The organism is Conexibacter woesei Iso977N (assembly GCF_000424625.1).
In the GTDB taxonomy this organism is placed as follows: Bacteria; Actinomycetota; Thermoleophilia; order Solirubrobacterales; family Solirubrobacteraceae; genus Baekduia; species Baekduia woesei_A.
In genome coordinates this window covers 432,341-454,979 of sequence record NZ_AUKG01000003.1, presented here as the reverse complement: position 1 = coordinate 454,979, position 22,639 = coordinate 432,341, and the positions used below count along the sequence as shown (strand labels likewise).

Below are 22,639 nucleotides of genomic sequence, written 5' to 3'. Positions count from 1 at the left end.
GAGAAGTATAGCGGGTGTGAACGGTTGCGGCGGGGTGTGTCGGGTGGGTTACCGGCGGGTCTTGCGGAGGCAGGTCACCGCGAGCCAGCGGCCTGGTTGTGGGGTCCGCGCCAGCGGGAAGGCGAGGTCGCCGGAGATGGCCCAGAGGGGCGCGGGGCGGTCGCTCACCGCCCACGCGGGCGGGTAGGACATGATCGTCGCGTCCTCGAGGATGGCGATGAGGCCGTGCACGACGGCGTCGAGGCCGGCACTGCGCACGGGGCTGCGTTCGCGGTAGCGGGCGATGCAGTGGTCGGAGGGGATGATCTCCGGTGCTTGGGGGTCCCCGGTGCGGGCGGTGGCCACGAACATCGGCGCGAAGCCTAGGGCTCACCTGGCGTAGGGTCGCGCAGATGGCTGATGTGTTCGTGGCGCGCAGGCTCGAAGGCGATGCCCTCGGGAAGCTCGAGGAGGCGGGGCACGCGGTGACCGTGTGGCCGGGCAACCTGCCGCCGCATCCGACCGAGCTGCGGGATGCGGTGGCCGACACGGAAGGCCTGCTGACGACGCTCACGGAGCGCGTCGACCAGGCGCTGCTCGATGCCGCACCCCGACTCAAGGTGATTGCCAACTACGCGATCGGGTTCGACAACATCGACATGGACGCGACCGCCGCGCGCAGCATCGCGGTCGGCGTCACCCCGGATGTCCTGACGGATGCGACGGCGGACTTGGCGTTCGCGCTTCTGCTCGCCGCCGCGCGCCGCCTCCCCGAGGCCGCGGCCGCCGTCAAGGACGGGCGCTGGCGCACGTTCGAGACGCAGGGCTGGCTCGGCGCGGATGTCGCCGGCCAGACGATCGCGATCGTCGGCGGCGCAGGGCGGATCGGCAGCGCCGTCGCGAGGCGCGCGGAAGGGTTCGACATGAAGGTGTTGGCCGTCGGCCGCGACGACGACCTCCACCAAGCCCTACAACAAGCCGACTTCGTCTCGCTCCACGCGCCGCTCACCCCGCAGACGCGCCACATGATCGACGCCACGGCACTCGCAGCGACGAAGCCCGGTGCGATCCTCGTCAACACCGGCCGCGGCGGCCTCGTCGACCAGGCCGCGCTGGCGAACGCGCTCCACAGCGGCCACCTCCAAGCGGCCGCGCTCGACGTCACCGACCCGGAGCCGCTCCCGCCCGACGACCCGCTGCTCGCAGCGCCCAACCTCCTGGTCCTCCCCCACATCGGCTCCGCCACCCACACCGCCCGCGCCAAGATGACCGCGCTCGCCGTCGACAACCTCCTCGCCGGCCTCGACGGCCGCCCGCTCCCCCACCCCGCGAAGTAGGCTCGGCCACGCCATGCGCATCGCGGTCATCGACGTCGGGACCAATTCCACCCGCCTCTACATCGCGGACGTCGAGGACGGCGCGATCAGCGCCGAGATCGACCGCCGGACCACCGTCACCCGCCTCGGCCAGGGCGTCGACCACAGCGGCCTGCTCGCCGACGAGGCGATGGCGCGCGTCGAGAAGGCCGTCGCGGAGTACCGCGCGGTCATCGACGACAACAACGTCGACGCCGTCACCGGCGTCCTGACCTCCGCTGTCCGCGACGCGCGCAACGGCAGCGAGTTCACCACCCGCCTCAACGACACCTACAACATCAACGCCCGCACGATCACCGGCGACGAGGAGGCGCGCCTCACCTACCTCGGCGCCACCTCCGACCGCCCCGCCGGCAACGAGCCCACCGTCGTCATCGACGTCGGCGGCGGCTCGACCGAGCTGGTCGTCGGCCAGGGCCCAAGCGTCCACTTCCACGTCTCCACCCAGGCCGGCGTCGTGCGCCAGACGGAGCGCTTCCTCAAGAGCGATCCGCCGAGACCAGAAGAGCTCCAGCTCCTCCAGCAGGAGACCCACGAGATCTTCACGACCTCCGTGCCCGCATCGGAGCGCGCCCGCGTCTCCAAGGGCATCGCCGTCGCCGGCACCGCCACGTCCTGTGCCGCGATCCTCCAGGAGCTCGACCCCTACGACCCCGCGAAGGTCCACGGCTTCCGCCTCCTCCGCGCGCAGGCCGAGATGCTGCTGGCCCGACTCGCCCAGCTCACCACCGAAGAGCGCCGCCACGTCACCGGCCTGCACCCCGACCGCGCCGAGGCGATCGTCGCCGGCGTCATCCTCCTGATCGAGGCGATGCGCACCTTCGACCTCTCCGAGGTCGAGGTCTCCGAGCACGACATCCTCCGCGGGGCGGCGCTGGACCGGGCCGCCGCCACCGCGTCGTGATGCTCGTGATGCTGCTCCCCCGAGCACGCGTCACCACTTGATGCGGCGGGACGGGCGAGGGCTGAGGAACACGCCCGCCCCGGCCGCTTCAGCGACTTGGGTCGAGCAAGGCCGAAGCCCCACCTCCCGTTACTGCCGCCGTGGGGTTGTACCTCGCATCCCCACTTCTCGGAACCTGCCTGGACGGGTGTCTGATTGCCGCCCCTCCGGACCCGTCAGATACTGCCTGCTGTCGGGCAACGGGATGTACGTGCCGAACAGGCTCGTTCGTTCGCCGTCCCGACGCAAAGGTCCGAGCGAAGCCGCATCGAATCGGCGCCTCCCGCCGCTCGGGCCAACACAATCAGGCCCCCGCATGGCACGTACCCCTGCCCGTCCTGTCGGGGCCGAGTTTGGAAGCCGCCCGTTTGGGCGGCTTCCGACTTTCTGGGTGTAGACGCACCGGAAAGACCGCCGATCCTTCCTGCCGGAAAGGAGTCGAACGGGCTTGCCTAGGCACGGTGCCCCGCCGATCGGAGGGACACCGCACCAAAGCAGTACGCGCGAGTACGCCTTAGGCCAGGTTCGACTTGCGCGGGTAGACGACGTCGGGGTCCGTGAGCACGTTCACGAGCGCCGGCCTGCCGCTCTCGAACGCCCGCGCGATCGCCGGCCTGACGTCCTCCGGCGTCCGGACCAGCTCGCCGTGGCCGCCGAGCGCCTCGACCATCTGGTCGTAGCGTGTCTCCGGCGTCAGCTCGGCGGCGACCGAGTACCCGTACAGGAACTCCATCGGGTGCTTCTCCAGCGCCCAGATCCCGTTGTTGCCCATCACCGCGACGACGTTGACGCCGTGGCGCGCGAGCGTGTCGAACTCCATGCCGGAGAACCCGAACGCGCCGTCGCCGACGAGCAGGACGACCTGACGGTCCGGGTGCGCGAGCTTGGCGGCCAGCGCGTAGCCCGGGCCGGTGCCGAGGCAGCCGAACGGGCCCGGATCGAGCCAGCAGCCCGGCTCGTAGGTGTCGATCACGCGCCCGGCGTAGGAGACGAAGTCGCCGCCGTCGCCGATCACGATCGCGTTGCGGTCCAGGACCTCGCCGAGCTCGCGGTACAGGCGCATCGGGTGCAGCGGCGAGCGGCCGTCGTCGAGCTCTGCGCGCTCGGCCTCGCGCTTCTCGGTCTCCTTGCCGCGCAGGTGCGCGACCCAGTCGGTGGTGCGCGCCGCCCCCGAGCCATCGCCGACCAAAGCGCGCAGCGTCGCGTCGATCCCGCCGTACAGCGAGACCTCGACCGGCCGCGGGTGCGCCCGGACCGGCTCGGCGCGGTCGATGACGACCAACTTGGTGTCCTCGCCGAACGAGCCCCCGAAGCCGAGCCGGAAGTCCATCGGGACGCCGATGACCAGCGCGAGGTCCGCGCCCTTCAGGCCGTCGCCTCGCGCGCGCGAGAAGAAGAGGTCGTGGTCGGCGGGCAGGCAGCCGCGCGCCTGGCCGTTGAGGTAGACCGGGATCCCACGCGCCTCGGCCAGCGCCCGCAGCGCGTGCTCGCCGCGGCCCCAGTAGAGGTTCGTGCCCGCCATGATCACCGGGCGCTCCGCGGCGTCGAGCAAGGCGATCACCTTGTCAACGTCGCCCGGCGCGATCGGCTCGGCCAGGACGTCGTGCAGGACACCGTCGGCCCCGCCCTCGCTGCCCTCGCTGAACACGTGGTCCATCGGGAAGTCCAGGAACGTCGGGCCCGAGTGCGGCGCCATCGACGTCGCCAGCGCCTCGTCGACCAGCCCGGCGATCTCGTCCGGCGACCCCGCGGTCTTCGCCAGCTTCGTCAGCGGCGCGACGAACGGGACGTGGTCGATCTCCTGCAGCGAGCCCATCCCCCAGCGCAGCGCCGGCGCGCGGCCGCCGAGCACCATGATCGGCGAGGCGCTCTGCTGGGCCGACGCGATCGCGCTCATCCCGTTGGTCACGCCCGGCCCCGCGGTCAGCGCCGCGACACCCGGCGTGCGCGTCACCTTCGCCCAGCCCTCGGCGGCGAACGTCGCGGCCTGCTCGTGGCGCGTGTCGACGATGTCGATCCCCTCGGCCCGGCAGCCGTCGTAGATCGAGAAGATGTGGCCGCCGCTCAGCGTGAACAGCTTCGTGACGCCGTGCGCCTTCAGCCGCCGCGCGATCAGCCGCCCGCCGTGGACGCGGGTCTCGGTATCGGTCTCAACGCTCATAGACCGACATGATGCACCCGCGATCCCGGCTCGCGTTCATAGGAAACCTCCAACGCACCCCCCACCCGGGCGTCTGGTCGCACAACCGCGCTTGCGCCTCGCCGCGAGAGGAGTACAACGAATAGGCGTAAGGCACCCGAGGAGAGAGGAGCCGCCCATCACCATGGACGCCCGCTTCGAGAAGGACCTGCCGGACATCCCCGCGCAGGACACGAGCCTGCCGACCCGTCGCTTTGCGGCCCTCACGGCCGAGCAGGACGCGACCTACCCGATGCTCGCGCCCGCCGCGACACTGCATCTGGGCCACGAGGAAGACGTCTTCGACGAGCAGATCCTCGCGGGCCTGGTCAACGTCTAGGGGAAACCCCGCCCAGAGGGCGTGGTTCCCGGCGCGAACGGCTAGATCGCGCGCAGCTGAACGGCGCGGCCTTGCGCCGCGCCGGACAGCGGCGCATGGAGGTGCACGCGCTCGCGCTTGCCCTTCAACTCCGCGTCGCCGCGGCCGACGAAGCCGCCGTGGTCAGCGCGCAGCAGGACGCGCGTCGCCTCGGTGAGCAGGATGTCGTCGCCGGTGATGCGCGTCGCCTCCTCCACCCGCGCCGCGGTGTTGACCGCGTCGCCGATGACGGTGAACTCGACGCGCCCGCCGCCACCGATCGTGCCGGCCACGACCGGTCCGGAGTTCAGACCGATCCCCAAGCGCAAGCGCTCGCCGTAACGCGCGCGGGCGCGCGTGACGATCTCCAGCGCCGCCGCGACCGCCCGGTCGGCGTGGTCGTCGAGCCTCTCCGGCGCGCCGAAGACCGCCAGCAGCCCGTCACCGATGAACTTGTTGGCGTGCCCGCCGTGCCTCACCAGCACCGGGACGATCAACTCGTACAGGTCATTCAGCCGCGCGACCGCCTCGCGCGCGCCCTCGCGCTCGGCGAACGCCGTGAAGCCGCGGATGTCCAGGAACAGCACGGTCACGTCGGCCTCCTGGCCCTCCAGCACGTGCCCCTCCGCCATCACACGCTCGGCGACGTCCGGGTCGACGAACGCGCCGAACGCCTCGCGCAGGCGCTCGCGCTCCTGCAGCCCCGACACCATCGTGTTGAACGAGCCCGCCAGCCGGCCGGTCTCGTCGGTCCCGAGGACGGGCACGCGCGCGGTCAGGTCGCCCGCGGCGACGCGCGCGGTCCCGTGCTGGAGGTCGTCGAGCGGCTGCAGGATCGAGCGCAGCAGCAACAACGACAACTCGAGCGAGACCGTGAACGACACGCCGATCGTCACGAGCACGCCGAAGCCGAGCTGCTTGAGCCCCGCGGTGTCCGGCGAGGCCAGGCCGACGACGGTCACGCCCGAGATGATGTTGATCGCCGGCAGCGCGATCAGCAGCTTCCACTTCAGCGGGACGCTCACGCTCGCCACGCCGGGCCCGTCCGGCAGGTCGCGCGAGACCTCCTCGAGCACGGGGCGCAGCACCAGCTCCAGGCCGAAGAAGCGCAGGAACACGCCGTAGAGCAGCACCACCGCGACGCCCGCCGCGAGCGGGAAGAACGCCGGCCACAGCTCGGCGTCCAGCTCGTAGACCAGGAAGACGCTGATCGGGATGACGTTGACCAGGAACGGCACCGCCCGGCCCCAGCGCACGAACGCCAGCGGCGCGCCGGCCAGCGCGCGCCACGCCTTCAACGCCGTGCGCGGGTTGCGGTCGCCGCGCAGCCACGGGTCGGCGGGCGCGAGCAGGCGCCAGACGATCCCGATCGCTGCCGCGTTCTCGACCAGCACGGCGAGCTCGGCGACGACGAAGATCGTCACGAGCTGCGTCCTGGTCAGGTCCACGTACAGGTCGAGCAGCAGCACGCCGCCGGCGACGATCAGGTGCGCGACCTGGAACCACAGCGCGATCGCGAGGCGCGGGTAGCGTGCCCCGAAGCGGCGGAAGGACCAGGTGAGCATGGCGCGCTGCACACCCACAGGGTGACGAACCGAACGTCTGTACGCCAGCACGCCGGAGTGCAAGTGTCACATTGGTCTCATCCGAGGTGCAAAGAGCATCATGTATGAGCAATTTGCACCTTTCAGGAATTTCGCGAAAGCCGTTTCGTTGGTGCGATTCCTATGTGTGACTCGAACGCACGTCCACGTCCGCCGAAAAACAGCGCGTCTGCACGCGGACGTGGGTACCATGGTTGTTGGCTGAGGGGTCCGTTCCGTCTATCGCGGTCTCAAGGGAGGCAGCCATTCCCTCCGTTCCACCCCCCAAGCGGCACCCCTATAACCAGTGGGCGCCTGACGCTCGCGCTCTCGATCTCGTCGGCGACAAGTGGACGTTGTTGATCGTCCGCGACCTCGTCGCCGGTCCCCGGCGCTTCGTCGAACTGCAACGCGTCCTGCCAGGCATCTCCACGGAGCAGCTGCGTTCGCGGCTGAACCGCATGGTCGCCGACGGCCTGCTCACCCGCCAGCGCTACCGCGAGGTACCGCCACGCGTGGACTACGAGCTGACCGAGCGCGCCCGTGACCTCCTGCCCGTCGTCGGCGCTCTTGCCCGATGGGGCGCCCGCTGGGCGTGGAGTCCGCCGAGACCCGACGAGGCCGTCGACATCGGCGCGATCCTGCGCACGGTGCCGGGCATCACGCTCCCGGAGTCGGTCGACGGCATGGTCGAGGTGACGGTCGTCCGCCGCGCGGGCGACATGAAGCGCTACGTCCTGACCTCGCGCCACGGGCGCGTGGAGCTGGCCGAGCGCTCGGCCCCCGAGGCCGACGCCCGGATCTCGGGACCGGAGCGTGCGTGGATCGAGGCCCTCGGGCCCGACGCGTCGCGCACCGAGCTGGAGATCACCGGCGATCGCGAGTTCGCCGACTCGATCCTGGACGCACTGGCGCCGCTCGCCGTGCGCGAGGCGCCCGTCGCGTAGCGCCTAGCGGTCGCGCAACCTCGACAGACGCTTCTGTGCGTCGGCGGCGGAGAGGCCGTCGACGCGCACGAGCTTGTCCCGGGCCGTGTGCCCGCGGACGACGCTGACGCGCGACTTCGGGACGCCCAGCGCCTTGGCCACCAACTTGGTCAGGGCCATGTTCGCGGCGCCGCCGACCGGCGGCGCGGTGACGCGCGCCCGCAGCGGGTCGCCCGCGAGCAGCCGGTCGCGGTCCGCGCGCGGGGTCAGGCGGACGGCGAGGTCGGCGTGCTGGTCGTCGTCGGCGGGCACGAGCGGGCGAGCCTAGCCCAGCCCGCTCGGCTCCTCGTCGACGATCGCGGTGACCGCGGCCGCCCGGACCGCACGGACGCGCTCCGGCGAGTCGGCGGCGGCCGGCAGGAGCACACGGCGCCCGGCGTACTGCGCCGAGGCGACGGCGTGCACGGTGAACGACCGCGTCGTCCCGGACTTCAAGTGCGATATGTCGAGGCAGAGGCGGGCGCCGACGCGCTGCGTGCCGGGCGCCGACATCACCAACAACCCGCGCGCCGGGCGGTGGCAGAGCCGCACGGCGTCGACGCCCTTCCTCGGCGCGTGCACCGCCACGCGGTAGTCGACCCGGTCGCCGGCGTGGACCGTGCGCGGCGACCGGACGCTCACGCGCAGCGGCGGCTCGGCCGCGTGCACGACCACGCCGTCCGACCCGATGTTGTTGGTGAGGTTGCTCTCCGGCGTCGGGCTGGAGGCCATCACGACCGACTTGTAGGACCCGGGCTTCAACATCTCACCCTTGGCGACGATCGTGACCTTGGCGCCCGGCTGCAGCGTCCCGAGCTGGCACTGCACCGGCCGCCTGCCCGTGCACCTGAAGGTCCCCGCGTCGACCGACACGAGCTCGACGATGCGGTTGGGATGCGCCGGGTCGGCCTGCGGGATCTCGCGCACGACGACCGCGTTGGCCGCGCGCGTCCCGACGTTGCGGATCGTCGTGATCGACAGCTCGATCGCGCCGACGACGGTCCTCGGCGGCGTGACGCGCTGGGTGACCGCCAGGTCGGCGGCGTCGGTCGACGCCCCGGCGACCAGGCCCGGGCCGGGCGCCGGCGCGGGCGCGCCGGGCGGGAGCGTCGGCTGCGAGGGCTGGATGACCTCGTCGCCCGGGCCGGGCAGCGGCGGGTCGACGACGCCGCCCCCACCGCCCTGGCCGCCCTCGCCGCCACCGCCGCCCTCCTCGCCGCCGCCGCCTTCCTCGCCACCGCCGCCGGACGTCGCGTCGTAGTGGTTGCCGATCACGACGCTCTCCTGCGTCCCGTCGAGGATCGTCACCGGCGACTGGCTGACGGTCGCGATCGCGCCGCGCGGGTCCGGCTCGGTCACGGAGTACTTGAAGCCGCCGACGACCTGGCCGATCCCGACCGTGCCCGCCTCGTAGTCGCCGGGGACGTCGAACGTGACGGTCTGGCCGGCGTTGACGTTGGCCCTGTAGGTGTCGCCGTTGTCGCCGGTGACGACGACCTGCCACGGGCCGGTGGGCGGCGTGCCGTCGCCGGTCACGACCTTGCTCACGAGGATCCTGCCCGCGCACGCCCGCGTCGCGGTCGTCACCGAGACCGACTCGGTCGCCGACCTGATCGTGATGTGGTGCGGGGTCGCCCCGTCGAGGACGTCGAAGTAGGTGTCGGTCCGGGCCGGGAGCGTGAGCGGCCCGCCCTGGGCGCTGTCGGCGTCCGACCACGTGACGTCGATCGCGTGCGTCGCGGTGTTCGTGACCCGGACCGACGTCGCGTCGCTGAGCGGGTTGCGGCACAGCGCGGTGGCGAGCAGGTCGTGGGTCGGCGCGGGCGGCAGGCAGCCGCCGAAGGGCGTGCGGATGACCGTGCCGTCGCCGCTGTAGGAGGCGGCGATCACCTGACCGAGCAGCTGGCCGTTGGTGAACGTGACCGCGGCCTGCGGCGCCAGGATCGAGCCGAGCCACTGGATCGACGGGCCGATCTGGACGCGCGTCGCCAGCTGGAAGTTCCACAGCAACCTGCCCGCGGACACGCCCGACATCGAGGTCATCGGGTGGGTCGCCGACGAGAAGGCGGCGCCGGTGACGTTGACGATCACGGTCGCGCTCGGCGGGACGGCGAAGATCACCTGCTGGGCCTGCTGCAGCTCGTTGGCGCTGATCGTGAAGACCGCGCGCGTGGCGTTGGTGGAGGTGAACGTGAGCGCGTACCACGGCGTGATCGACCACGTGCCGTTGGTCCTCAGGCCGCTGAGCGCCTGCGACGCCGCGGCGAGGTCGGTGAACGAGGTGTCGAACGAGAACGGCGGCGCCTTCTGGGACGTCGTCCCGTGGGGCGTCGCGATCGAGCCGGTCAGCGGCGGCCTGCCGTAGGTGACCGACCCGTTGTGCGCCTGGGCACCGGCGCCGCCGACCGTCAGCGTGCCGCCAACGAGCAGGTCGACGCGGCTCGGGTCGGGCGCGAGCTGCGTGCCGACGCCGTATCCGCCGCCGGTCGCGACGCGCGCGTTGCCGCCGACCGCCACCCGCCCCTGGACCTGCGTGTTGCTGACGTCGTAGTCGCCGTGCACGAAGACGTCGAAGTCCTTCGCGTTCCCGATCGTCCCACATTCCTGAGCATTGGCGACCCCGCCGCCGAGCGCGACGACCACCAGCGCGACCAACCCCACGACGAGCTTCCGCATGCAACGCAGCGTGCACCCGTGGCGGGTGAGCGGAGACCACCCGGGCAGGGGGACGCGCGATCGTCCGCGCGCCAACATCCGTCACGCATGCCCGGGGAGGGACTCGAACCCTCATGCCCGCAAGGGCAGCCGGGTTTAAGCCGGCCGTGTCTGACCAGTTTCACCACCCGGGCGCGGTCTTCATCTGGACCTTATCCGGGGCTTCCTACACTCGGCGAACCCGCAACTTCCCTGCCCGCCGCCGGTTTCATGAGCAACGGGCATGGAAAGGCCCGTGGGAACCCACGCGTGGAAGTCTCTGCTCTCAAACTCCATGGCGCCTCCGGACTCCGGGGCCCGACGCCGCTGCTGCGCCTGCAGGGCGACGAGCGCCTGGTCGCGCTCACGCGCAAGGGCAACCAGGCGGCCTACGAGGCGCTGGTCGCGCGCTACCAGGCGCGGCTGCTCGCGTTCTGCCGCCACATGCTGGCATCGCGCGAGGACGCCGAGGACGTCCTGCAGGAGGTCTTCGCCGCCGCGTTCAACGCGATGCTCGCCGACGACCGGCCGATCAACGTGCGGCCGTGGCTGTACCGGATCGCGCGCAACCGCTGCCTGAACCACCTGCGCAAGCAGACGGCGATCGGCGTGGACTCGATGGACGTCCACCTCGCCGAGAACGGCACGAGCACCGCGGACAAGGTCCACGACCGCGAGGAGTTCCGCGAGCTCGTCGCCGACGTCCAGACGCTGGCCGAGACGCAGCGCACCGCGCTGCTGCTGCGCGAGATCGACGCGCTCTCCTACGAGCAGATCGCCGAGGCGATGGAGACCACGGTCCCGTCGGTGAAGTCGCTGCTCGTCCGGGCGCGGGTATCGCTGGCCGAGGCCGCCGAGGCGCGCAAGCTGACGTGCGTCGAGGTCCGCGACGAGCTGGGCATGTGGGCCGAGGGCCTGGAGTCGATCAGCGCGCCGGTCCGCCGCCACGTCCGCGGCTGCCAGCGCTGCGGGTCGTTCAAGAAGCAGCTCAAGGCCAACAACAAGGCGCTCGCCGCCGTGTTGCCGATCGGCCCGCTGCTGGTCTTCAAGAAGTTCCTGCTCGCCCAGGGCGCCAGCGGCGTCGCGGGTGCGAGCGCCGGTGGCGGCGCCGCCGCGACCGGCACGGTCGCCGCGGGCGGCATGACGACGGGCGGCGCGCTGAGCGCCGGCGTCGGCGCCGTCGCGACGAAGGCCGCCGCGGGGCTCGCGGCGGTCGCGCTCGTCACGACCGGCGCGGTCGAGGTCGACCACGTCAAGCAGCACCGCTTCGCCGGGGCCTCGGCCGCTGCCGCGCAGGTGAGCGCCGCCCCGAAGGCCGTCGCCGCCGCGCCGCCGGCCGCCGCGCCCGCGCCGACCGCCGTCTCGAGCGCGCCGCAGGGCACCGCCGGTCACGCGGCCGCGGGCAAGGGCGGTCCGGGCGGCCACGGCTCCGGCTCGGGCACTGCCGCCTCGACCGCGCAGCCGGCCGGGACGACCACCGCGACCGAGCAGAACACCGCGACCGCCGCACTGCCGCCGTCGACCGCCACGCCCGGCGGCACGCAGGAGGGCTACGACGACACGCGCCTGCCCGACCAGTCGCAGACCGCCGCCGCGCCGATGACGCCCGCGCCCGCCACCCCGGCGCCCGCGCAGCCGGCCCCGGCCGCCGACCCGCAGCCGTCGACCGCCGGGCAGCCCGCGACGACCACCGCCCCTCCGTCGGACCCGACGACCACCACCTCCGAGCCGACCGCCGCCGACCCGGCGCCGCCGGCCGACGGCACGTCGCCCTCCACCACCACGCCGCCGGCGAGCACCACCACGCCGAGCGAGCCGTCGAGCACGACGCCGAGCGACGGCGACCCCTCGTCGTCCTCGACGACGCCGGCGAACTAGCGCGCGCTAGCCGAGGCGGTCGCCCGGCTGCGCGTCGGCGCCCGGGTCGACCAGCAGCACGACGTCGCCCGAGTACGTCCCGAGCGTCAGGACCTCCGAGCGCACCGGGCCGATCTGGCGCGGCGGGAAGTTCACGACGGCCAGGACCAGCCGGCCTTCGAGCTGCTCGCGCGAGTAGTTCTTGATCTGCGCCGACGAGCGCTTCTCGCCGAGCTGCGGCCCGAAGTCGATCCGCAGCTTCCAGGCGGGTTTGCGCGCCTCCGGGAAGTCCTCGACCGCAACGATCCGGCCGACGCGGATGTCGACCTTCGCGAAGTCGTCGAAGGTGATCTCCGGCGCGGCGCCGTCGTCGCTCACGGGCGCTCCGAGCCGAACCGGAACGAGCTCGGCGCTCGTCGCGCGAGCCTCACGGGCGCTCCGTGCCGAACCGGAACGAGCGCAGCGCCGTCTTGAGGCCGCCGTTGTGGCCGACGTCGTCGGCGTGCACGATCGCGGGCGAGCGCGGCGCGGTGACGAGGATGTCGGCGCCGGTGCGGGACGTCACGTTGGGCAGCAGGAAGATCCGGCGCCCGTAGACGGTCTTGCCGTCGTCGCCGCGGAACTGGAAGACGATCTCGAAGCCCTGCTGCTTGTTGATGTTCGCGCGGCCGTCGTCGCGCCACACGAAGTCCGGGTACTGCTTGGCCATCGCCGCCTCCTGCTGCGCGGCGTAGAGCGGCAGGAAGCCGGCGGCGTCGCCCTGGTAGGCGGGCAGCTGCAGCGGCCTGACCGCGAACGTCTGGGTCTGCGACCCCACGCGCGCGGTCTCCCTGCCCTGCGGCTGCTCCTTGGCGAACGGGCGGCGGTAGACGAAGTTGAACGCGACCGGCGTCCGGACGATCACCGCGCGCTTCCTCGCGGTCGCCCCCTCGGGCTTGAAGACCGCGTAGAGCAGCAGCAGGACGACGAGCGCCGCGACGGCCGCCAGCGCGATCCGGGCGGGGCGCGGCCAGGCGCGGATCCGCGGCCCGAGCAGCTCGGGCAGGGTCGGGCCGAACTCGGGACGGACGACGGACATCGACGCTGCAGTCTAGGCGCCCGCGCCGCGTGCCGGCCGCACTACCGTGTCCGCATGGGCTACGCACGGCGCGCGGGACTGGTGACGATCGCAGTCGTCGCGATCGACCAGCTCGCCAAGGCCGTCGTCCGCGACCGGATCGCGCCGGGCGAGGACGTCCAAGTGATCGGGACCAACACCTTGCACTTGGTCAACGCCCGCAACTCGGGGATCGCCGGTGGCCTGCTGGCGGGTCAGAGCACCGCGCTGATCATCGCCGTCTCGGCCGTCGCGCTCGTCGGCCTGCTGTGGATCGCGACGCGCCTGGCCCCGCGCGGCGGCCTGGCGTGGCTGCCGGTCGGGATGGTCCTCGGCGGCGGGCTCTCCAACCTCCTGGACCGCCTCACCTCCGGCGCCGTGACCGACTGGATCGTCCGCGGCCACTCCGGCCCGATGAACCTCGCCGACCAGGCGATCACGCTCGGGATCGTGATCCTGCTGGTGCTCGTCTGGCGCGGCGACCGCGCGCAACACCGCGCCCAGACGCAGGCCGCGGCGTCCGCGCCCTTACAGCGTTAAGACCGCCGCCCTTCAAGATCCCGCAAACCGGTCGATCGGTTGGGCCATGCGGCGAGACGAAGGGTTCACGCTCATCGAGATCCTGGTGGTCGTGCTGATCATCGGGATCCTCGCGGCGATCGCGATTCCGAGCTTCCTGGGCCAGAGCGCCAAGGCGCGCGCGGCGGACGCGAAGTCCGGTGCGGAGGTCGCGCTGAGGGCGGTCGAGAGCTACGGGATCGACAACGACGGCAACGGCTACACCGGCGCGACCACGGCGTCGCTGGTCGCGCAGGAGGCGTCGCTGAAGGAGGCGCAGAACGAGAGCCGGCTGCTGGTCAGCGGGACGGCGAGCACCAACCCGGACAAGACGTCGTTCGTCGTCGGCGTCCGGGCGCGCAGGAACGGCGCGTGGTTCGCCTACTACCGCGACACGACCGGCGTGCGCCGGCTGTGCTCGCCGGGCGGCAGCGCGGGCTGCAGCAGGGCGATCCCGGGCGTCACGTTCCCGGGGTACTCGTCGGTCGGCAGCTGGTGAGCCGCCGGGCCTAGGGCCCGGGGTCGCCGCCGTTGACGACGTGCAGGACGGTCCTGCCGCCGCTCCCGGTCGTCACCGGGTAGTCGCCGGGCCTGAGGCCGGTCAGCGACTTGGAGGCCTTGCCGCCGGCCGGCACGCTGAGCGTCCCGCCGCCGGGCGCGTCGATCGTGACGGTCTCGGCGGGGCCGCTCGACGTGACGGTGACCGTCAGCGCCAGGAACGCGGGGATCGTCACGGTCGTCGGCGAGAGCGCGCCGGGGCGCGCGGTCAGCGCGACGGGCGTCCGGATCGCCTCCTCGTCCCCCGCCCCACCCTGGCCGGACTCGCCGGTCGTGGTCGTGCCCGTCCTCTTGTCCGGGACCGGCACGCCGGTCGTGGCGGTCGGCGGCGTCGTCGTGACCGTGACGCTGTTGTCCTTCGTCGTGACCGTCCCGGTGACGAGCGGCTGCTCGGTCGTCGTCGTCGGCACCGCGCCGGTTCTCGCCGGCGCCTGCACCGCGGTCGTCGCCGCGTCGTTGCCCGACCCGCCGCACGCCGCGACGCCACCGGCCGCCGCGGCGAGCGCGAGCGCCGCGGCCGCTGCCGCCGCGCCCCTCACTGCCCGATCGAGAACATCGCCTCGAGGTCGTGCTCGGAGAACACCTCGAAGGCGACCATCGTCTGCGTCCGGTTCACGCCGTCCAGCTGCACGAGCCTGCCCGAGATGACCTCGGCCAGCTGCTCGTGCCGCGGCACGCGCACGATCGCCACGAAGTCCCACTCACCGGTCACGGAGTAGGCCTCCGCGACGCCGTCCAGCTCGGCGATCGAGCCGCCGAGCGTGGTCAGGACGTCGCGGTCCGCCTGGATCAGGACGACGGCGGTGGTCATCGCACGTCGTGCGCGGCGCCCGGCTCCAGCACGATGACCTCGGCGTACCCGGCGTCCTGCACGTCCTTCTTGTAGGCCTCGGCGTCGGTCTCGATCGGCGGGAACGTGTCGTAGTGGCACGGGATGATCTGGTCGGCCTTCAGGAAGTCGGCCGCGACCACGGCGTCGAAGCGGTCCATCGTGTAGTGGCCGCCGATTGGGACGATCGCGACGTCGATGTGGCCACGCTTCGACGGCAGCGCCAGATCCGAGAACAGGCCGGTGTCGCCGAGGTGGTAGATCCGCTTGCCACCGATCTCGATCACGAGGCCCGCGGGCGTCGAGGCCGTCCCGGACGGTGACGTGCCCGTGTGCCAGGCCGGCGTCAGGCGGACGGAGACCCAACCGAGGTCGACGGTGCCGCCGATGTTGGGGTCCTTGACGTTGTCCACCGACTTGCTCAGCTCGTCGGCCAGCTCGACGATCGCGACGACCGTCGCGCCGGTGCGCTTGGCGATGTCGACGGTGTCGCCGAGGTGGTCGCCGTGGCCGTGCGTGAGGAAGATCGCGTCGGCGGCGACCTCGTCGGCCTTGGCGGCGGCCTTCGGGTTCCCGGTCAGGAACGGGTCGATCAGGACGGTCCTGCCGTCGTGCTCGATCGAGAACGCGGCGTGACCCAGGAAGGTGATCTTCGGCATCTAGCTGCTCTCCTGCTGCTCGGACTTGTTGAGGGTGTCGGTCAACGGCGTCTCGGGGTCGTACAGCTCCCGCGCCAGCTCCAGCCCGACCGCGACGCCGACGAGCATGCTCAGGCGCGTCTCCTCGGCGATCAGGACGCGCAGCGCGGACAGGCGCTCGTCCTCGGGCGCGGCGGCGACGCCGGTCAGCTGCGCCTCGTGGGCCTCGCCGAACCAGCCGCCCGCGTCGAGCGCCTCGTTCATGACGCGCTGCAGCCCAGGGGCGGCGTGGGTGACGATCTCCTGGGAGTGGACGAACCGCTCGGGATCGCTGCTCAGGGCCGCGACCGCGGCGTCGACCTGCTCGGCGGTGAAGCGACGGGCGGGCACGCAGCCCACCCTAGCGCGGTGGCGTCAGCGCGTTGTGTCGCTGGTGCGCAGGAGCATGAGGCCGCACAGCAGGCCGAGCACGCCGCCCGCGACCGTCGCGGTGATCGACGCGAACGGGACGACCGCGGGCATCAGCAGGACCACGGCCGCGATCACCGCGGTGCCGATCAGGTCGCCGTCGTGGTCGATGCCGTTGCGCGCGCGGACGATGTCCGGCAGCGCCCACGCGGCGAGCATGCCGAGCGCGGCGCCGGGCGCGCCGAAGACGATCGCGTTGGTCCCCGCGGCGACCGCGATCGCGTCGCCGCCGATGCCGCAGGCGATGAACAGCGCGATCACGAGGATCGGCCCGTGGCGCAGCTCCAGGCGCCAGCCGAAGATGCCGATCGCCAGCAGGACCGCCAGCTCGTACCACGAGTTGAAGTACAGGAACGGCGCCGCCGCCCAGCGCCACGCGGGGACGCTGAAGTCGACGAGCCCGACGTCGACCTTGGCGGTGTAGACCGTGACGAGCATCCCGAGCAGCGACATCGCGACGATCACCGCGGTCGCGACCGGCCTGCCGAACGCGTCGCCGCGGATCCCCGGGATCTCCCCCGAGCGCAGCGGCGTCAGCGTCGGCCGCGGGACCCTGCGCTGCTGGCGCGGCGCCGGCTCGCCGGCCCTGCGGTCGATCTTGGGCGCGCGCTTGCGGAGGCGCGTACCGCAGTACGGGCACTCGGTGATGTACGGGCTGACCTCAGACCCGCACTTCTTGCACACCACGAAGAGATCGGGCGTCCCGGCCATCTGACCTTCGATTCTAGGACGCCACGCGAACGCGCGGCGCGTTCGCTCTAGAACTCTCCGTCGCCGTTGCCGTGCGTGGCGGCGACGATCTCGGCCATGACCTCCTTGAGGTCATGGTTGGCCTCGAAGACGACGGTCTGCCGGGCGGCGCCGTTGCCGCGGGCCAGGAGGTCCTCGATGCCGTCCAGCTCGGCGGCGCTGCCGAGGTCCTCGGCGTGGTCGCGAAGCCGATCGAGCAATCGCCGCGCCAGCGCCTTCGTGCCGACGCGCTCGTTGGACGGGAGGTCGACGAGCTCGCCGTCGAGGCCGTGGCGGGCGGCGAGCCAGCGGTTCTCGTCGAGCATCTGCCACGGGTACTCGCCGAGGTGCTGGCCGGAGTCGAAGTGCTCGCACAGCTCCTTGACCATCGCCTGGATCAGCGCCGCGAGGCCGAGCGTGTGCTCGACGCGGGTCTGGGCGTCGCAGGCGCGGATCTCGACGGTCCCGAGCCTCGGGTGCGGGCGGACGTCGTACCAGAGGTAGGTGTAGTCCTCCATGACGCCGCTCGACATCATGAACTCGATCTCGCGCTCGTAGTCGGACCAGTCGCGGTAGGACGGCGGGACGCCCACGCGCGGGAACGCGCGGAAGATCGGCAGGCGCGTGGAGGCCATGCCGGTGCCGTCGCCGCGCCAGAACGGCGAGTTGGCCGACAGCGCGAGCAGGACCGGCAGGTGGACGCGCATGCCGTTGGCGACGTGGATCGCCTTGTCGGGGTCGTCGACGCCGACGTGGACGTGGAGGCCGAAGATCAGCTCCTGGCGGGCGACGAACCGCAGCGCGTTGACGAGCTCGCGGTAGCGCAGGCGCGAGGCGATCCGCTGGTCCTCCCAAAGCGCGAACGGGTGCGTTCCGGCCGAGCCGACGGTGAGGCCGCGCAGCTGCGCGACGTCGTGGACCTGGCGGCGCAGCGCGCGCAGCTGGATGCCGGCCTCGGCCGTGTTCCTGGCCGGCCTCGTGGCGATCTCCAGCACCGACTCCATGAGCTCGGGCTTGATGTCGCCGACGTTGTCGGCGGGCGCGGCGGCCTTGGCGTCCTCGAGCAGCGTCTCGATCGCGTTGACCAGCTCGAACGAGCCGGAGTCCACGATCATCAGCTCCTCCTCGATGCCGATCGTGTAGCTCGGCCCGGTGAAAGCGTGGTCCACGGGCGGGACCCTACCCGGGCCAGGTCGAGGGTACGATCGTGTCGAGAATCACGAACAGGAGAATGAGCATGGCACTCGGCTACGACGGCAAGCTGTACATCCTCGCGTTCGACCACCGCGGGTCGTTCCAGAAGAAGATGTTCGGCATCGAAGGCGACCCCTCGCCCGAGGAGACCGCGACGATCTCCGACGCCAAGCACCTCATCTACGAGGGCATGGTCAAGGCCGTCGAGAAGAGCGACGTGCACGCCGACGAGCTGGGCGTCCTGGTCGACGAGCAGTTCGGCGCGCCCAAGAACATCCAGGCCGACGCGAAGGCCGCCGGGCTGAAGCTGGCGATGCCGGTCGAGAGGTCGGGCCAGCCGCTGTTCGACTTCGAGTACGGCGCCGACTTCGGCGCGCACATCGAGGCGTTCGACCCGGACTTCTCGAAGGTCCTGGTCCGCTACAACCCCGACGGGGACGCGGACGAGAACCGCGGGCAACTGGAGAAGCTCAAGGAGCTGGCGGACTGGCTGCACGCGCACGACCGCAAGTTCCTGTTCGAGCTGCTGGTGCCGGCGGAGGCCGCGCAGCTGGAGTCGGTCGGCGGCTCGGAGGAGCGCTACGACGCCGAGCTGCGCCCCGAGCTGATGCGCCGCGCGATCGCCGAGATCCAGGACTTCGGGATCGAGGTCGACATCTGGAAGATCGAGGGCGTCGACGAGCGCAGCGACGCTGAGATCCTGGCGAAGCAGGCGCGGACCGGCGAGGGACGCTCGGGCGTCGTGTGCGTGCTGCTCGGTCGTGGCGCCTCGGACGCCAAGGTCGACGAGTGGCTGCGCGCGGCCGCGCCGGTCGACGGGTTCATCGGGTTCGCGATCGGACGCTCGATCTGGTGGGACGCGCTGAAGGGCTTCCTCGACGGCTCGGTCTCGCGCGCGGACGCGCAGGAGCAGATCGCCGACAACTACCTCCGCTTCATCGACGTCTACAACTCCGCGGAGCAGGGCGCAGGCGTCGCGTAGAGATCGCAACGACTTCGTGCAGAACGCCCGTCTCGCCCGCGCCGATGCGCTTGGGTGAGGCGGGTGTTCCGCGTTCTGGCCCTCATCCTCGTCGCCCTCGCCTTCGCCGCCGTCGCCGGTTGCGGCTCGTCGCCGTCGGCGACCGGCGACACTGCGCAGGTCCGGCGCGTCGTGGACGGCGACACGATCCTGCTCACCTCGGGCGAGCGCGTCCGGCTGATCGGGATCGACACGCCGGAGAGCGTCAAGCCCGGGACGCCGGTGCAGTGCTTCGCGAAGCGCGCCTCGGCGTTCACGCACACGCTGCTGGACGGCGCGCGCGTCCGGCTCGTCTACGGCGCCGAGCGGCGCGACCGCTACGGGCGGCTGCTCGCCTACGTCTACCGGGCGCGCGACAGGTTGTTCGTCAACGCAGAGCTCGTCCGGCAGGGCTACGCCCGGACGCTGGAGATTGCGCCGAACACCGGTCACGCGCGTCAGTTCGCGGCCCTCGCGTCCGCTGCGCGACGTGCCGGGAAGGGGTTGTGGAGCGCGTGTCGGCGGTAGCCTTCAGCTGCGAATGCGCATGCGCGAGAGCCTCGCCCAGCTGGAACGGGCGTTCACCGACGAGATCGAGCAGGACCGCCAGAAGGCGGAGCGGCTTCGTCGCGAGGCCGAGCGTCGCACGCGCCAGCGCCAGCTGGCGAAGACCCACAAGCGCGGGTCGATGCGCTTCGGCCTGCTCTACCTCATCCTCGTCGCGACGGCCGTGCTGGTCACGGTCGCGATGTTCGAGACGCTGTACTACGTCATGGGCTAGAGCTGCGCGCGCTTGGCCCCCGCCGGGCGCGCAGCTGGCCGGAAAGCGTCTACTCGGCTGCGGTGCCGAGCTTGCGCAGTGCTTCGTCGACCTCGCCCCGGACGTCCGGGTCGGCGACGGCGCCGTTGCGCTCCTGCTGGATCTCCAGGTAGACCTCCTTGCGGAAGACGGGGATGTCCCGCGGGGCCTGGATCCCGATGCGCACCTTCTCGCCCATGATGGACAACACGGAGACTTCGATGTCGTCTCCGATCATGATGCTCTGGTTGGACTTTCTTGTCAGTACGAGCATGGTTGAACGCCTCCCAACGTCCCTGCCACCGGCCGTTCGAGTCTCGCAGGGCCGTTGCCCACATGCAAGCGGGGCGAAACGCTCAATTTCCGGGAACGTCGTAGAAGGGCATGCCTTGCCCCGGAAGGCTGTGCGAAGTGGAACGCCGGTGGTCGGGCATCGGACTGGAGTGTCACGCACCGGCCCGACGTACCGCCCGGACTCTCGACTAGGATGACGGCCTTCGCATGGCCAGACGATCGCTCCGTCCTCATCTGAACCAGATCCGCACCTGGGTGCGCCAGGGTCGCACCGACGCGTGGATCGCTCACCAGCTGGAGGTCACCGTCCAGCAGATCGAAGCCTTCAAGAAGGAGAACGATCTGCTCCCCGACGGTGAGGCTCCGGAGACCACAGGCACCGACTTCGACGACGAGATCGACCTGCGCGCCGAGGATGACGCGCTGATCGCCGCCGAGCTCGAGGCCGAGGCTGCCCGCAAGGCCGAGGAGGCCGAGGCCGCTGAGGCCGAAGGTGACTCCGACGACGAGGACGGCGACGCGCCCAAGCGCCGCCGTGGCCGTCGTGGTGGCCGCGGTCGCGCCCGTGCCAGGAAGGCGACCTCGTACGAGGGCACCTTCGAGCACGGCGACGAGGGCTACGGCCTGTGGCTCGACCCGGCGATCGCCGACGACGGCGTCTACGCCGAGCACTGGGCCGGGCACCGCCAGGTCGAGGTGACGGTCGAGGCCGACCAGATCGTCATCAAGCGCGTCGGAGACGACGACGACGCGCCGTCCGACGACGACGAGTAGCTCGCTGCGTTGACTTCCGTGTCGCCGCTCGAACGCGCCTTCGCGTTCGAGCGCGCGATGCTGGGCGCGTCCGGCGGGAGGGTCGTGACCGGCGCGTGGGGCCAGGCGTTCCTGACGCCGTCCTTGGAGCGCGTCTACGACCGCAACGTCGTGTGGGTCGTGGGTTCCGGGGGTGGCCTGGGGGCGGTCGAGATCGACGGCAACGTCGAGCGCCTGCTCGGCGGGCACGGCATGGAACACCGGCGGCTGCTGGCCGAGCCGGCGGCGGACGCGCGCGTGCGCAACGAGCTGGTGGCGCGCTGCGGCTATGCGCGGTCGGAGAACGTGTTCATGGTGCTCGGCGGCGGTGTGCCTGCGGTCGCTCCGCCGGAGGTCGCGGTCGCGGTCGTCGAGGCCTCCGTGGAGGCGGTCGACCGGGGCTGCGAGCGCTACCTGCTGACCGATCCCGACACCGAGTACGGCCGCGACGCGCGCACCCGCGACCAGCTGCTGGAGCACCACCGCTCCTACGGCCCGCGTGCCGGGGCCGAGCGCCGCTTCGCGGTCGTCGGCGACGACGGCACGGCGGTCGCCTGGGCGCGCCTCTGGCGCCGCGGCGACGAGGCGCAGGTCGAAGACGTCGTCTGCCTCGCCGACCACCGCGGCCACGGCTACGGCCGCGCGGTCGTCGCCGCCGCGACCCGCGCGGCGGTGTCGGAGGGCGCCGGCTTCGTGTTCATCGTCGCCGACGCCGACGACTGGCCCCGCGAGTTGTACGGACGCCTCGGCTACGAGGTCGCCGGCACGCTCGCGGTGTACCAGCGCTTCGCGCCGCGCTGACCAGGTCCAAGTCGTCTAACCCCGCCATAGCGGGGGCCAGACGACTTGCGTCAGTCCGCCGGGCGCGCGTCGAGCTGGCGGCCGCCGGCGTAGTCGATCGCTTCGCGGACGTAGCGGGCGAACGCCGCGTCGGCGGTGATCCGGGCATCCCACGCCCACGGCGCACCCGGAGCGACCGCGTAGGCGATGTCGGTGCACCAGCCGGTCCCGGCGTCGTACAGGGCGACCAGCTCATCGATCGTGAACGCCCCACCAAGCCGCCGCCGCAGCTCCGCCAGGATCCGCTCGACGACCCGATCCATCGCCATCCGCTCATCCGGCAGCGCCTCACGCACCCGCCGCTCACCCTCCCGCCACTGGAACGACGCGCTCTGGAAGTCCGACATCGCCGCCAGGCTAGCGGCCTAGCGATCGCCCGGAAGGCCCCTGACGATGAAGGGCTTCTCGCCCGGCCTGACGAGGCCGAGGCGGCGCGCTTCGCGCTCCATCGTGGACTTGGACTGCAGGGCCTTCCTGCGGGCGCGGAGGCGGTCGTTCTCGGCCTGGAGGGTCCGGACCTCGCCGCGGCGGGCCTTGGCCTCGCGGTAGGTGGAGACGAAGCTGATCGCCGGCCCGACATAGAGGCCGACGACGCCGATCAGGACGACGAGCAACGCCACCCGGCCGACGCGATCCCACCTGATGGCCCTCCCACCGCCCGCGACCACACGCGGCCGCTGCGGAGAGCGACGTTCCGTGGAGGGTCGGTTGCGCGCGTGCGCCGCGGACTGGCGGGCTGGGGACATCTACAGCGCGGTTCGCCACCCAGCCCACGGGTTCCTGCACATCTCGACGGAAGTCGGCGCGACGCGTCTTGGTGCTGCCGTTGCCTGTGGCGCCTCAGTGCGGTGCGCTGGTGGCGGCGCGAGGCGTCCGTGGGAGGGCATCGATGGGAGAGTGGCGTTTGCGG

The 22,639-nt window shown here is 72.0% G+C and carries 28 protein-coding genes and 1 tRNA gene; 12 read left to right on the top strand and 17 right to left on the bottom strand.

The window, feature by feature from the left end; all coding sequences use genetic code 11:
- Window positions 1–48: 48 nt before the first annotated feature.
- Entirely contained in the window at window positions 49–351 is a 303-nt protein-coding gene (locus H030_RS0123780; RefSeq protein WP_027007972.1) for a hypothetical protein, read from the bottom strand.
- A gap of 41 nt (window positions 352–392) precedes the next feature.
- Between H030_RS0123780 and H030_RS0123775 the strand changes: the two genes are divergently transcribed.
- Complete coding sequence (locus tag H030_RS0123775; RefSeq protein ID WP_027007971.1) at window positions 393–1,316, top strand: NAD(P)-dependent oxidoreductase; 924 nt, start codon at window positions 393–395, stop codon at window positions 1,314–1,316.
- Between the two features lie 13 nt (window positions 1,317–1,329).
- Window positions 1,330–2,259 carry a phosphatase gene (locus H030_RS0123770; RefSeq protein WP_027007970.1) on the top strand — a complete coding sequence of 310 codons (930 nt, stop codon included), beginning with the start codon at window positions 1,330–1,332 and terminating at the stop codon, window positions 2,257–2,259.
- Between the two features lie 553 nt (window positions 2,260–2,812).
- Here H030_RS0123770 and H030_RS0123765 read toward each other — a convergent pair.
- Entirely contained in the window at window positions 2,813–4,459 is a 1,647-nt protein-coding gene (locus H030_RS0123765; RefSeq protein ID WP_027007969.1) for an acetolactate synthase, read from the bottom strand.
- A 163-nt stretch (window positions 4,460–4,622) separates the two neighbouring features.
- On the opposite strand from H030_RS0123765, the gene H030_RS0123760 reads away from it, so the two are divergent.
- Window positions 4,623–4,817, top strand: coding sequence for a hypothetical protein (locus H030_RS0123760; protein WP_027007968.1), 195 nt, complete (start codon window positions 4,623–4,625; stop codon window positions 4,815–4,817).
- 41 nt (window positions 4,818–4,858) lie between these two features.
- On the opposite strand, the gene H030_RS37805 is transcribed toward H030_RS0123760, so the two are convergent.
- Window positions 4,859–6,400 carry an adenylate/guanylate cyclase domain-containing protein gene (locus tag H030_RS37805; RefSeq protein ID WP_051223550.1) on the bottom strand — a complete coding sequence of 514 codons (1,542 nt, stop codon included), beginning with the start codon at window positions 6,398–6,400 and terminating at the stop codon, window positions 4,859–4,861.
- A 233-nt stretch (window positions 6,401–6,633) separates the two neighbouring features.
- Here H030_RS37805 and H030_RS34700 point away from each other — a divergent pair, with 233 nt between their 5' ends.
- Window positions 6,634–7,365 (top strand): winged helix-turn-helix transcriptional regulator, encoded by a 732-nt coding sequence (locus H030_RS34700; protein WP_081691094.1) that lies wholly within the window; start codon window positions 6,634–6,636, stop codon window positions 7,363–7,365.
- Window positions 7,366–7,368: 3 nt separating this feature from the next.
- Here H030_RS34700 and H030_RS0123745 read toward each other — a convergent pair whose 3' ends face one another.
- From H030_RS0123745 to H030_RS0123735, 3 genes are all read right to left on the bottom strand, one after another.
- Window positions 7,369–7,656, bottom strand: a complete 288-nt coding sequence (locus H030_RS0123745; protein WP_027007967.1) for a DUF167 domain-containing protein — start codon at window positions 7,654–7,656, stop codon at window positions 7,369–7,371.
- 12 nt (window positions 7,657–7,668) lie between these two features.
- Entirely contained in the window at window positions 7,669–10,059 is a 2,391-nt protein-coding gene (locus H030_RS0123740; RefSeq protein WP_027007966.1) for a choice-of-anchor A family protein, read from the bottom strand.
- Between the two features lie 88 nt (window positions 10,060–10,147).
- Window positions 10,148–10,232, bottom strand: a tRNA-Leu gene (locus H030_RS0123735).
- Between the two features lie 115 nt (window positions 10,233–10,347).
- Between H030_RS0123735 and H030_RS37800 the strand changes: the two genes are divergently transcribed.
- Window positions 10,348–11,955 carry an RNA polymerase sigma factor gene (locus H030_RS37800; protein WP_051223547.1) on the top strand — a complete coding sequence of 536 codons (1,608 nt, stop codon included), beginning with the start codon at window positions 10,348–10,350 and terminating at the stop codon, window positions 11,953–11,955.
- A gap of 6 nt (window positions 11,956–11,961) precedes the next feature.
- On the opposite strand, the gene H030_RS0123725 is transcribed toward H030_RS37800, so the two are convergent.
- Window positions 11,962–12,312: a tRNA-binding protein gene (locus H030_RS0123725; protein ID WP_035129362.1), complete on the bottom strand. Its 351-nt coding sequence runs from the start codon at window positions 12,310–12,312 to the stop codon at window positions 11,962–11,964.
- Window positions 12,313–12,361: 49 nt separating this feature from the next.
- Entirely contained in the window at window positions 12,362–13,012 is a 651-nt protein-coding gene (locus H030_RS39860; RefSeq protein WP_027007964.1) for a hypothetical protein, read from the bottom strand.
- 54 nt (window positions 13,013–13,066) lie between these two features.
- Between H030_RS39860 and lspA the strand changes: the two genes are divergently transcribed.
- Both lspA and H030_RS40525 read left to right on the top strand, forming a co-directional pair.
- A complete protein-coding gene (lspA, locus tag H030_RS39855; protein WP_051223545.1) occupies window positions 13,067–13,570 on the top strand; it encodes a signal peptidase II in 504 nt (167 codons plus the stop codon).
- 46 nt (window positions 13,571–13,616) lie between these two features.
- Window positions 13,617–14,087 (top strand): type II secretion system protein, encoded by a 471-nt coding sequence (locus H030_RS40525; RefSeq protein ID WP_051223544.1) that lies wholly within the window; start codon window positions 13,617–13,619, stop codon window positions 14,085–14,087.
- 10 nt (window positions 14,088–14,097) lie between these two features.
- Here H030_RS40525 and H030_RS0123705 read toward each other — a convergent pair whose 3' ends face one another.
- Genes H030_RS0123705 through H030_RS0123680 form a run of 6 tightly spaced genes read right to left on the bottom strand, consistent with a single transcriptional unit; the run spans window position 14,098 to window position 17,979 of the window.
- Window positions 14,098–14,685 (bottom strand): hypothetical protein, encoded by a 588-nt coding sequence (locus tag H030_RS0123705; RefSeq protein ID WP_027007963.1) that lies wholly within the window; start codon window positions 14,683–14,685, stop codon window positions 14,098–14,100.
- The gene (locus H030_RS0123700; RefSeq protein ID WP_027007962.1) at window positions 14,682–14,957 is read right to left on the bottom strand and encodes an Lrp/AsnC family transcriptional regulator; all 276 of its coding nucleotides are present in this window, start codon (window positions 14,955–14,957) and stop codon (window positions 14,682–14,684) included. The genes H030_RS0123705 and H030_RS0123700 overlap by 4 nt, the downstream gene beginning before the upstream one ends.
- On the bottom strand, window positions 14,954–15,634 hold the full coding sequence (locus tag H030_RS0123695) for a metal-dependent hydrolase (RefSeq protein WP_027007961.1): 681 nt from the start codon (window positions 15,632–15,634) through the stop codon (window positions 14,954–14,956). The genes H030_RS0123700 and H030_RS0123695 overlap by 4 nt, the downstream gene beginning before the upstream one ends.
- Window positions 15,635–16,003: a hypothetical protein gene (locus tag H030_RS0123690; RefSeq protein WP_027007960.1), complete on the bottom strand. Its 369-nt coding sequence runs from the start codon at window positions 16,001–16,003 to the stop codon at window positions 15,635–15,637.
- A gap of 24 nt (window positions 16,004–16,027) precedes the next feature.
- Window positions 16,028–16,792, bottom strand: coding sequence for a rhomboid family intramembrane serine protease (locus tag H030_RS0123685; RefSeq protein ID WP_027007959.1), 765 nt, complete (start codon window positions 16,790–16,792; stop codon window positions 16,028–16,030).
- A 47-nt stretch (window positions 16,793–16,839) separates the two neighbouring features.
- Window positions 16,840–17,979, bottom strand: coding sequence for a carboxylate-amine ligase (locus tag H030_RS0123680; protein WP_027007958.1), 1,140 nt, complete (start codon window positions 17,977–17,979; stop codon window positions 16,840–16,842).
- A gap of 62 nt (window positions 17,980–18,041) precedes the next feature.
- Here H030_RS0123680 and H030_RS0123675 point away from each other — a divergent pair, with 62 nt between their 5' ends.
- The 3 genes from H030_RS0123675 to H030_RS0123665 all read left to right on the top strand — a co-directional run bounded on the left by H030_RS0123675 (window position 18,042) and on the right by H030_RS0123665 (window position 19,785).
- The gene (locus H030_RS0123675) at window positions 18,042–18,986 is read left to right on the top strand and encodes a 2-deoxy-5-keto-D-gluconate 6-phosphate aldolase domain-containing protein (RefSeq protein ID WP_231398527.1); all 945 of its coding nucleotides are present in this window, start codon (window positions 18,042–18,044) and stop codon (window positions 18,984–18,986) included.
- A 63-nt stretch (window positions 18,987–19,049) separates the two neighbouring features.
- Complete coding sequence (locus H030_RS0123670) at window positions 19,050–19,532, top strand: thermonuclease family protein (RefSeq protein WP_051223541.1); 483 nt, start codon at window positions 19,050–19,052, stop codon at window positions 19,530–19,532.
- A 13-nt stretch (window positions 19,533–19,545) separates the two neighbouring features.
- Entirely contained in the window at window positions 19,546–19,785 is a 240-nt protein-coding gene (locus tag H030_RS0123665) for a hypothetical protein (RefSeq protein ID WP_027007955.1), read from the top strand.
- A 49-nt stretch (window positions 19,786–19,834) separates the two neighbouring features.
- Here H030_RS0123665 and csrA read toward each other — a convergent pair whose 3' ends face one another.
- Window positions 19,835–20,077 carry a carbon storage regulator CsrA gene (gene csrA, locus H030_RS34675; RefSeq protein ID WP_035129357.1) on the bottom strand — a complete coding sequence of 81 codons (243 nt, stop codon included), beginning with the start codon at window positions 20,075–20,077 and terminating at the stop codon, window positions 19,835–19,837.
- 227 nt (window positions 20,078–20,304) lie between these two features.
- On the opposite strand from csrA, the gene H030_RS0123655 reads away from it, so the two are divergent.
- Both H030_RS0123655 and H030_RS37790 read left to right on the top strand, forming a co-directional pair.
- Entirely contained in the window at window positions 20,305–20,871 is a 567-nt protein-coding gene (locus H030_RS0123655; protein WP_027007954.1) for a hypothetical protein, read from the top strand.
- Between the two features lie 18 nt (window positions 20,872–20,889).
- Entirely contained in the window at window positions 20,890–21,690 is an 801-nt protein-coding gene (locus tag H030_RS37790; RefSeq protein ID WP_027007953.1) for a GNAT family N-acetyltransferase, read from the top strand.
- Window positions 21,691–21,740: 50 nt separating this feature from the next.
- Here H030_RS37790 and H030_RS0123645 read toward each other — a convergent pair whose 3' ends face one another.
- Both H030_RS0123645 and H030_RS34665 read right to left on the bottom strand, forming a co-directional pair.
- Complete coding sequence (locus H030_RS0123645; RefSeq protein WP_027007952.1) at window positions 21,741–22,076, bottom strand: hypothetical protein; 336 nt, start codon at window positions 22,074–22,076, stop codon at window positions 21,741–21,743.
- An 18-nt stretch (window positions 22,077–22,094) separates the two neighbouring features.
- Window positions 22,095–22,349 (bottom strand): FtsB family cell division protein, encoded by a 255-nt coding sequence (locus H030_RS34665; RefSeq protein WP_035129355.1) that lies wholly within the window; start codon window positions 22,347–22,349, stop codon window positions 22,095–22,097.
- Window positions 22,350–22,639 lie beyond the last annotated feature (290 nt).